The sequence below is a fragment of the Stieleria sp. genome (genome assembly GCF_041595215.1).
Classification (GTDB): Bacteria; Planctomycetota; Planctomycetia; order Pirellulales; family Pirellulaceae; genus Stieleria; species Stieleria magnilauensis.
On the sequence record NZ_JBFHKV010000193.1, the window covers coordinates 1 to 10,013 of the forward strand.

The window sequence follows — 10,013 nt, forward strand, 5'->3', positions numbered from 1 at the left end:
AAAGAGGTGATGCAGCGCGTGAAAGCGAATCGAAAACGGATAGAGCAGCCACGTGAAGAAATCGCGGCCGGTGAAATTGCAAGAATCGTGCATGTGATCCGACGGTGTCATCTTTGTCCCGTCGCTTTCGAAATGATGATCGGCCAGCAATCGTAATTGATTGAGCAACAGGACGCTGATGCCGAGCGAGTAGAGCATCGGGATTCGCGACCATTGATTGATGCCCAGCAAGACGAGCGCAGGAATCAATGTGGCACGGATGCAAGTGAGTAGTTCGACCGCCGTGATGCGGCGACGATCGGCCTTGGAAACCCGTCGCACGTAGTAAGGATTCATCATCAGCGAGGAGCAACGGGTCAACACAAACGTCCGCAGCCTGGGATGCAAAAACGTTAGCGGAGTGATGATGAACCGTACCGTCACGATGATGGGAAACGCCAACACCAACAGCGCGTAACCAAACATGCTGGTCCAGTTGCCGCGTCGGAAGCAATTGACGATGTATTCGGGGTCTTGCTTCGTGCCGTACAGGCGATGCGTATGATGATCACGATGGTGTGCCGAAAAGAACGGCGAGGGGGCCAACATCATGACGCCGGCGATCAGATTCCAAGCGACCTTGTACGCCCGCATTTCATGCTCGCCCAAATGGGCGACTTCATGAACCAGTGAACCGGCGCGGTAAAGCCAAAACACGGCGATCGGAAACGCGATGATTTGGTACGCCGACCAGGCTTCCGCGGTCAGATAAACAGCCGCCGCGGTGTACGCCAACGCGATGCTGACCAAAAAATCTCGCCAGTAGATCCATGATGAAACGCGAAAGTAATCGACATCGGCGTCACGCAATGCCACTTTGGAATCATGCACCCAGTGCTCTGAACAAGCATCCATCAACATCTCCAGCTGGTCGGTCTGGTCGCAGCATTCGGAACAGGCCCGCGTCCAGGTGAAGCAGGTAGCCTAGGTGATCGTCGCACGATTGTAGAGCCGAACTTGGGCGTTCAGCGCCGAATGTTTTTCGCACTGTCAAACTGGGTGATGCCGTGTCGTCGAAGTGATGGTTTACTTTGTGCGGATTGCTTTGATGTGATCGTCTTGACCACCGACCGTGGGTGGAAACCACTACAGCGGACGGTGGGGCGTTCGGTCGGGTTCGGTGGTTTGCAATTGCACCATGTCACGGTAGCGGCCTCCCCCGGCGACGAGTTGCTCGTGCGTGCCGACTTCGGCGATGCGGCCGTCTTCCAGAACGACGATCTTGTCGGCGTTGCGGATCGTGCTCAAACGATGGGCGATCACCAGGGAGGTCCGGTTTTGGAGCAGTTCTTCGAGTGAACGTTGGATCATTTGTTCGCTCTCGCTGTCCAGATTGCTGGTCGCTTCATCGAGGATCAGGATCTTGGGGTCGGCCAGAATGGCGCGGGCGATCGCCAGGCGTTGACGTTGTCCGCCGGAGAGTTTGACGCCGCGTTCGCCGATCACGCTGTCGTAACCTTTGGGAAGTTTTTCGATGAACTCGTGCGCCGCAGCCGCCTGCGCCGCGGCGATGATTTCTGCGTCCTCGCAATCACGTCGGGCATAGGCGATGTTGTCGGCGATCGTCCCGTCAAACAAGAACACCTCTTGTTCGACAATCCCCAGCAAGCTGCGGTAGGAGTCCAGGTTGATTTCGCGCAGGTCTTTGCCATCGAGTCGAATGCTGCCCTCGGCGGGATCATAGAACCGGGCGATCAAATTGGTCAGCGTCGTCTTTCCCGCACCGCTGCGACCGACCAGGGCGACGGTTTCGCCCGCTGCGATTTCGAGCGAGATGTTTTGCAGCACGTTGGTGTCGGTACCGGGATAGCGAAAGGACAGATCGTTGATCGTGATGCTGCCGGCGGTCGAGGCTTTGTTGACATGGACGGCGTCGGGGTTGGTCGGCAGTTCGCTGTCGACTTCCATCACGTCCAGGATGCGATCCAGACCGGCGAGGTTGTTTTGAAACCCGACGGCGCTGCCCGCGATGGTGGCCAGCGGATCGAGCAGCATGGTCAGGTAGACGAGAAACATCATCAGGTCACCGAGCGTCAACCCGCCGTGGATGATTTGATAGCCGCCATAGAGCAACAGCCCGGTCGAAGCGAGTGGGATGATGACTTCCCAGATCGTTTCGATGATTCGGGTCCACCACCAGGTGAAGAGTTGTTGACGGACCAGGAAGCCGCCTTCGCGAACAAATTTTGCCGATTCGCGACGCGACCGCGAGAAGGTCCGCACGACACGGATCCCGCCAAACGTTTCGGTCGCATTGGCGTCGATCTTTTGCCGTTGTTTGCGGATGTCGCGGTACAGCGGCCGGATGCGATTGATCCAGGTTCGGTGCGTGACCCAGACGATCGGCAGCAACAGCAGGCCGCCGACCATCAGTTTCCAGTCGACGAAGATCAGGATGATCAGGCTGCCGACGAACTGGATGATCGCCCGCCAGGGGTTGTACAGCATCGAAAAAATCAGATCGGCAACGCCCCCGGCGTCTTCGCGGATCAGGCTGGCGACGCCGCCGGATTTCAAGTCGTACACGCGTCCCAGGGGCAGCCGGATCGCATGGTCGAAGACTTTGCGGCGGATGGTGATCTGCGATTGATTGACCGCTTTGGTGGCGGTCCAACGGCTGAACAGATGGACGATCGTCGCCAGAATCGTCATCACGACGACGGCGGCGGCGATCCACAACAGACGCTGCATCTTGTCGGTCGGCCAATCGAACTCGGCCAGCCAGGACGGGAGCGGTTTGGGCGGATCGGTCAGGACGCAATCGATCGCCAGTTTGGTTCCGACCGGCGGGACCAGACGCAATCCGATCGCGATGCTGAGGAAGAACAGGGCAACGACGATTTGTCGACGGTGCGGCCCGATCAGTTTCCAGAATTCGCGGATCAGTTCCCAGAAACCACGCTCGCGCGTTCCCAATTTGATCGCGCTGCGGGCGGTACCATGATGGCCTGTGGGGCGGACTTTCTCGGCATTTCGCTGGCGAACGGTCTGGCGATAGTCGTCAAATCGGTGGCGGCTAGGCAGTGTAGGCATGCACTATTGGTAGCGCCGAAGCCGGCCGATGACAAGGTGAGGTGGAATCCGGCAGGACATCCCGGGCGGAGTCGGTGCGGCGGAATTTTCATGGCCTTGGGGATCCCCGGGATGTTACACTGGACCGTCTCCTCGTTGGTCTCCGCCTGTCTTTTCTTTCGGAGGGTGTCCATGCTGGATCTCGTCATCGCGACTTCGGTCATGATCTGTCTGTGTCTGGTGATCGGATGGTTGGTTGCGTTACGGATGAAGCGCGAATCCCGTCTGTCCAGCGTGGTGTTGTGTGTTTCGGTGCTTTCGGCCGCCGGCTACGTGTACTTTTTCAATGGCATGTTGACGTGGGCCCGTTTCGTTCCGTTGACCGCCGCGATCGTGTGGACCAATTTTGCGCCGATCTTTTTGTGCGTGGCGTCGGCGGCAGCGCTGGCGATCCCGAATCGTCCGCTGTGGCGGCGCGGCGGGTTGTCGTTGGTGCTGGGTGTGTTCGCCACCGCGATGCTGTTGCAGCCGATCGTCCAGCCGGTGATTCGCCCGGTGCGGCACAGCATGAACACGGTTTGGCTGGGGCACGACGTGTGTCAACAATCCGGCAGCGTGACGTGCAGCCCTGCGGCGGCGGCAACGTTGTTGAAAGCCAATGGGATCGATGCCGAAGAACATCAACTCGTGCAATGGTGTTTGACCGACGCGCTCGGGACGACTTCGTTGGGGCTGTGGCGCGGGCTACGGCTGGCGACGGCCAAGACGGATCTGGAGCCGGAAGTGATGGACGTGACGCTGGAGGATCTGCTCAGCCGTGAACACCGCGACGACCTTTTTCCCTGCTTGATCCTGGTCGGGTTTCCGCGGTTCGGAACCGTTGCCTCACCCGAAGTCGAATCACGTTACATCAAGGACTATGGTTGGCCGCGAGGGTTTCGGCACAGTGTCGTCTTGTACGGACCGGCCGAGGATGGCGGGGTCGAAGTCGGTGATCCGTCGATCGGCCGTGAGCGTTGGGCGAAGCAGGATCTTGAGATCTTGTGGCGTGGAGAAGCGGTGCGTTTGGTGCGTCGCGAATCCTAGTCTTCGGCGTGATCGTTTTGAAGATGTTTTCGCGGGGTTGAGAACATCGCCCCCGCGGCGCTGCGAGTCGGGGCGGGAGAAGCCCAATACCGCTGAGCTAACTTCAATGGTGGCGCCCGGGCGCTAGCGCGAACCGGCTGATATCAAACGATGATCAGCCGTTTGGCGCGAGCCTACGGGCCCACGCTAGAGAAGCCGACGGGGCCCATGCTAGAAAGTACGACGCTTGACATGGCTGAATTGGGCAGAAGCCTGGACACCAACGTGCGCGGATTAGAGCTTTCTCGCTTCGGTGGCGAGTTTCGCTAGTCGCGTGGTGAGTTCGTCTTCGAGTGATTGCATCAGCGGGTCACGCTGGCCTTTGGGGGCCCGTCGCGTGTCGACTTCGATGGCCGGTGCGAACTCGATGACCGCCTTCAATGGAATCGTGTGGTCGGCGTTTCCGTTGACGGTTTCTTGCATCCGCTGGATGGTTTCGACGATGCGGGTGTCGGTCACCTGATCGGGCATCAGGTAGCTATCGGGATAGGACGAGAGGTCTTGGGCAAAGTCGGCGGCGAGGACACAGCGTTTCAATTCGGTTGCGGTGGAGGGATCGGCGCCGTTGTCGAAGTAACGCGAGGACGCGGTGGAGCGAATCAGCCGGACGCGTTCGCGGGTTTCCTTGGACGGTTGATCCAGTTGCATCTGGGCTTCGGTGGACGACAAGACGTGTGCGATCAAGTTGTCTCGTCGTGTGGATAAGTCGCCGCCGTTGGAATGGCCGAAGTACTGGACTTCTTTGAGCGCCAACAGGGCTTCGGCGAGTTGAACGGTGCGTTCGCGAATGCTGCGGCGGGGCATCAGTTTCCAACCGAGACGCTGTTCGAATTGGTCCAATTGCTGCGTCGCCCAGCGGTCGATGTTTTCCAGGCACAGGTACTTGATGGCGACCGGATGGACGACGACTTGTCCGCTGCCCGCTGCGGCGGATTGGGCCGGGTCGGCGTGACGCTTGGCGCGGCGTTTGGCGGCGGTCCGGGCGATGAAGGCGACGCCGTCGAGCAACGGTTTTAGCTTGTCGTTGGTGCGGTTGGTGGTGCCTTCGGGGAAGATGATCAATGGCCGTCGGCCTTCGACCAGGATGTCGATCGCGGTTTCGAGTGACTGTCGATCGTTGCCTTCGCGAAAAATGCTGAACGCTCCCATGCGTCGCAGCGCAAAGCGGTCGAAACGGCCTTCGTTGAACAAATGCCAGGACGCCATCGCGTGCACATGGATGCCCAGTTGTCGTGCCGGCCAACCCATGACCAGCGGATCGGCGTAACGGCAGTGATTCGGCGCCAGCAGCACGCCGTGTTCGGCATCCAGGGACTGCTTGAGGTGCTCGGTGCCACGCAATTCGTAGTCGACCACGCCTTCTTTGCGTTTCAAATAGCGATCGTACAAACGCAGCCGCTGGATCAGCCAGGGCCACAGCGTGCCTCGGAAGGGAGGGACGAATTCGTACGGACGCTCGAAAACGACGGTCATCGGCGCTGGGGAATCTGGGGCGGAGGCGGAAGTTTGGCGGACGCAGGTTCGAAGCGTCGGCGCGGGCGTGCTGCGAACGGTTCGATGCTTGTGATCGAAAGTTTAGAGAGCCCGTCCGCCGCTGGCCATTACGGTCCCGTGACGCGGCCGAGGAAAACCCCCAGTCCGACCGCCACGATAAAGAAGGCGACCAAGAGGGCGGCGATCAGCACTTTATCGACGCCTTTTTCTTTGGCCGGCTTTCGGCTATCGGCTCGATGCACATCGGATTCACTTCCGACATGAACGCTGGAACGCCCTTCGCTGCGTTCGGGGTAGTGCGGTCGCTTGCCGATCGCCGATTTCGGTTTCGCGGCCGGGGTTGGCCGAGCGGTCGCACCGCCGTAGCCCGATTCGACCTGTAGGTCTAAGAAGCTGTTGTCATTGAAGTCGATCTTGGAGCGTTTCACGTTGACCATCTTTCCGCTGTCGTTGGCGCTTAATCCTTCGCCGCGGATCAGGCGACTGCGGCTGCTGGCCAGCGTGTCGTCGTTTTTGTTGGACAGCGTGTCGCCGCCCTGGTTGGGTCTGACGTCGTTGTCGTCCAGCGAGATCGATGAGGACCCGTCTCCGTCGAGGTCAGGCAGTTCGCCCAGCCCGATGGTGACTTTTTGGCCGCGGGGCACTTTGGCAACAAATCGTTCCAGGACTTCGGCCACGTCGGTCGCCGATTGGTAGCGATACTTGGGATCCTTTTGGATCATCTTCACGCAAATGCCCTCCAGTTCGCCGGGGACATTGCGTTGGATTTCCCGGATCGGTTTGGGCATCTCTTTTTGATGCATCGCGATCCGCTGGGCCAACGTGCCTTGGTTGAACGGCGGTTGACCGGTCAACAGAAAGTACATCGTGCATCCGAGTCCGTAGATGTCCGCACGATGATCGACGGTATGGCTGTTGAGGGCTTGTTCGGGGGCGAGGTAATCCGCGGTGCCGAGGACGTTTTCGTTGTTGGCCACCGTCAGCGATTCGTCTTCCTCGGCCCCCATCAGCGCAAGCCCCATGTCGAGCAGGCGGACGGTGTGGGAGGAATCGAGCAGCAGGTTGGCCGGTTTGACATCGCGGTGGATCACGCCTTTGGAATGGGCGTGGGCCAAACCGCGGGCGGCTTGCCCGATCACTTCGGCTGCCGTTGACGGATCCAGGGCGCCGTCGCGTTTGACCAGCGCTTGCAGATCCAGACCGTCGACGTATTCCATCACGATGTAGTGCACATCGCCTTCGTTGTCGATGTCGTAGGCCAGCACGATGTTCGGATGGTTCAGCGACGCGATCGCTTTGGCTTCGAGTTGAAACCTGGCCAGATATGACGAATCCGAGACACGTTTCTTGGGCAACACCTTGATCGCGCGACGATCATGCAGCTTGGTGTGTTCGGCCAGATAGACACTGCTCATCCCGCCGGTGCCGATGTGGCCGAGCAGTTTGTACTTGCCTAAGAAGAAGCCCTTGTATTTTCCGTTGAGTAGCTTTTCGTTGTGCCACTCGGTCAGCAATCCGTTCTTGACGAACAATCGGGCCAACGTCTTTGCGTCTGGCGGCAACCCGCCGTCGTAGTGTTCGCGAACCTTCTCCAGCAACCGCTTCATTTTGACTGGGTCAACCAGGCGGCTTTTCTCGACCAGCTCAAGAAACTTGTGGGGCGACGGTTCCGACATAAGTGACCGTGTTGGTGGTCTGGCGACACCAGGATTCGTGGTTCAGTGTGCCAGATTTTCCAGGGTATCAATTTTGGCGAGACGAGAAGTCTACGCAACTTGCGGGCCTCATTGGAGAGGAACGCGGAAAATCGGAAAATGATTTTCACAAATAAAGTTGCTGCGACGTCCAGTCACGCCCAACTCGTATGGTAACCGCATTGACGGCAACAATCACACCAAACAGAGGGAATCTGACGCGGTAAATGTCACGCGAGGTTTGGTTTTAGCGGTTGAGATGGGCCGGGGACGGATGTCTCGTCGGCTTGAGAATTCGTCCGGTCACGTTTCCCTGGGGTGCTCAAGAACGCCTGGGGGCGGATAATGCACGTTGTCTTTCCGTCTGCGTGACCCTTCACCACCCCTCTCGATTCCGTTGGTTTGGATGCATCGAAGTTCTGGCCGAAAACTGATTCTCGGCGTGATGGCCAAGTACTGGGCGTCGGGACAGGTGAAAACCCGGCTGGGTGCCGCCATCGGGATGCGCCAAGCGGCCGACGTGCATCGGGCGTTCTGTCAGCATCTGGCCAGGCAGCTGGCCGCCGTCGCGGAGGAGCGTTCGTTTGTGATCACGCCCCGCGAGCGGCAAGCCGATTTTGCGGCGCTGTTGCCCGAGGGCTGGGGGATCGCGTTCCAGGCCGAAGGTGATCTGGGGGCTCGGATGAAAGCGTGGTTCATGCAAGCCACCGAATCGGATGTCGATCGGGTCCTGGTCGGTGCCGATTGCCCCCTGTTGGAAGCTGCGGTTGTCGACCGGGCCGGAGCGTTGCTCGGGGAACACGACGTGGTTCTGGGGCCGGCGATCGATGGCGGTTATTACTTGATCGGTTTGAAAGGCCCGTGGCGGGATGTGTATCAGGGGTTGATGGACGAGATGCCTTGGAGCAGTGATTCGGTGTTCGATCTGACGTGTCACCGCGCCGAGCAGGCTGGCTTGCGTCTGGCAACGTTACCCCCGATGGAAGATGTCGACACGATCAAGGAGTTGCAGCACTTGGCGAATCAATTGAACGAGTGCGCAGGCGAGACGCGTTACCCGTCACTGTATCGGACCGTCGAACAAGCCGTGTCGCAGCGGGGGATGGCATGAAGACGGACGTGGTGGTGATCGGCGCCGGGGCCATCGGATTAACAGTGGCTTATGAATTGGCCCGTCGCGGCCGGACGGTGACGGTCATCGATCGGGACCGATTGGTCGCCGTGGAAACCGATGCCTGTTCGATCCGAACGCCGTTTCGATCCGCCACGTCGTGGGCTGCGGCAGGCATTCTTCCGCCGGCCAATTTCGACAGTGCGACCGACCCGATGGATCGACTGCGCGGGCTCAGTCACCGGCTGTTTCCCGAGCTGGTGGAACGGTTGAAGGCGGAGTCCGGTGTGGATTCGCAACTGGCGCGCTGCGGCGGATGGTATCTGTCGGACACGGCCGGTGAGACCGCATCGATGGTGGGCATGGTTTCGTTCTGGCGTGAGTTGTCGATCGAGTGCCAGGAGCGGCCGCTCGGGGAGTTGAGTGCGGCTGAGCCGGCGCTGGCGAGTTGGGCCGAAAACACGCCGAGTGCCAGGGCCTGGTGGGTGCCCGATGAATACCAGATTTGTCCGCCGCTGTTCTTGCAAGCCTTGATCGGCGCCTGTAATCGATTGGGGGTGACGTTCCTGGATCAGTCGAGTGTGGTCGATCTCAGCGAAGTCGGCGCGGACGTGACGATTTCGGTGGAGGGTCGGCATCAGCCGCGGCGTCAGGTGCACGCCGGGCAGGTGGTGGTTTGTGGCGGCACGTGGAGCGGTTTGATGGCCGAGCGGTTGAAGCTGGCGACCAGTTTGGTGCCGGTCCGCGGTCAGGTGTTGCTGCTGAAAACCGAGACACCGGTTCTGTCGAGTGTGATCAATCTGGGGCAACGCTATTTTGTTCCCCGACGCGACGGTGCCGTGCTGGTTGGTTCGTGCGAAGAGGAGGTGGGGTTTCAACGCGGGACGACGCCGGCGATGCTTGCGGAGTTTCGCGAGTTTGCTCACCGTGTTTGTCCGCAGCTAAAACGAGCACGAGAGCTGGGTGCCTGGTCTGGTCTGCGGCCGTTGACGTTTGACGGATTCCCGATCTGTGGCAAATTGCCCGACAGCGATTCGATCTTTGTTGCGACGGGACATTTCCGCAGCGGCATTCATCTTTCGCCCGGGACCGCCACGTGCCTGGCCGACGTGATGGCCGGTGACCAGCCGCCGATCGACCTGCAACCGTTTTCCGTCGGCAAACAGCAATCGGACACCTTTTTCATGGAGACAAAATGACTGAAACGACCGCTACATTGGAACCGCCTGGATCGATCGCCGTGATCGGTGCCGGGCCGCTGGGCATCGAAGCGGCGCTCTACGGTCGCTTTCTGGGTTATGACGTGACGTTGTTTGAGGCGGTGGCGGTGGCCCATTCGGTCGCCGGAAAGCGTGACGAGCCGATCCCGATGATGCCCGATCGATGTGTTTCACCGTTGGCCAGGGGGGCGTTGGAAGCTCAGGCCGGCGATGCCGACCCCCAGCCGTTGCCGTTGTCGATCGGCGAATGGATCGACCGGGTCTGGTTGCCGTTGACGGAAACCGATTTGCTCCGCGGTCGCCTCCGCTGTCCCGTCC

General features: G+C 59.8%; 7 protein-coding genes and 1 pseudogene. 4 read left to right on the forward strand and 4 right to left on the reverse strand.

Features of this window, described 5'->3' with window-relative positions:
* Together ABX749_RS09945 and ABX749_RS09950 are read right to left on the reverse strand one after the other, a co-directional pair.
* Positions 1-894: fatty acid desaturase (locus ABX749_RS09945; RefSeq protein ID WP_372895841.1), on the reverse strand; the 894-nt coding region annotated here is incomplete at its 3' end.
* Between the two features lie 231 nt (positions 895-1,125).
* Positions 1,126-3,072, reverse strand: a complete 1,947-nt coding sequence (locus ABX749_RS09950; RefSeq protein WP_372895842.1) for an ABC transporter ATP-binding protein — start codon at positions 3,070-3,072, stop codon at positions 1,126-1,128.
* Between the two features lie 171 nt (positions 3,073-3,243).
* Between ABX749_RS09950 and ABX749_RS09955 the strand changes: the two genes are divergently transcribed.
* Positions 3,244-4,137 (forward strand): peptidase C39, encoded by an 894-nt coding sequence (locus ABX749_RS09955; protein ID WP_145219730.1) that lies wholly within the window; start codon positions 3,244-3,246, stop codon positions 4,135-4,137.
* Between the two features lie 273 nt (positions 4,138-4,410).
* Here the strand turns inward: ABX749_RS09955 and ABX749_RS09960 are convergent, their stop codons facing one another.
* Positions 4,411-5,649 carry a lysophospholipid acyltransferase family protein gene (locus ABX749_RS09960; RefSeq protein WP_372895843.1) on the reverse strand — a complete coding sequence of 413 codons (1,239 nt, stop codon included), beginning with the start codon at positions 5,647-5,649 and terminating at the stop codon, positions 4,411-4,413.
* 128 nt (positions 5,650-5,777) lie between these two features.
* A complete protein-coding gene (locus tag ABX749_RS09965; protein ID WP_372895844.1) occupies positions 5,778-7,346 on the reverse strand; it encodes a serine/threonine protein kinase in 1,569 nt (522 codons plus the stop codon).
* A gap of 424 nt (positions 7,347-7,770) precedes the next feature.
* Between ABX749_RS09965 and ABX749_RS09970 the strand changes: the two genes are divergently transcribed.
* From ABX749_RS09970 to ABX749_RS09980, 3 genes and pseudogenes are all read left to right on the forward strand, one after another.
* Positions 7,771-8,475 carry a TIGR04282 family arsenosugar biosynthesis glycosyltransferase gene (locus ABX749_RS09970; protein WP_372895845.1) on the forward strand — a complete coding sequence of 235 codons (705 nt, stop codon included), beginning with the start codon at positions 7,771-7,773 and terminating at the stop codon, positions 8,473-8,475.
* Positions 8,472-9,674, forward strand: coding sequence for an NAD(P)/FAD-dependent oxidoreductase (locus ABX749_RS09975; protein ID WP_372895846.1), 1,203 nt, complete (start codon positions 8,472-8,474; stop codon positions 9,672-9,674). Before ABX749_RS09970 ends, ABX749_RS09975 begins: the two co-directional genes overlap by 4 nt.
* A pseudogene (locus ABX749_RS09980) lies at positions 9,671-10,013 on the forward strand (hypothetical protein); the annotation flags it as partial. The gene ABX749_RS09975 and the pseudogene ABX749_RS09980, both read left to right, overlap by 4 nt.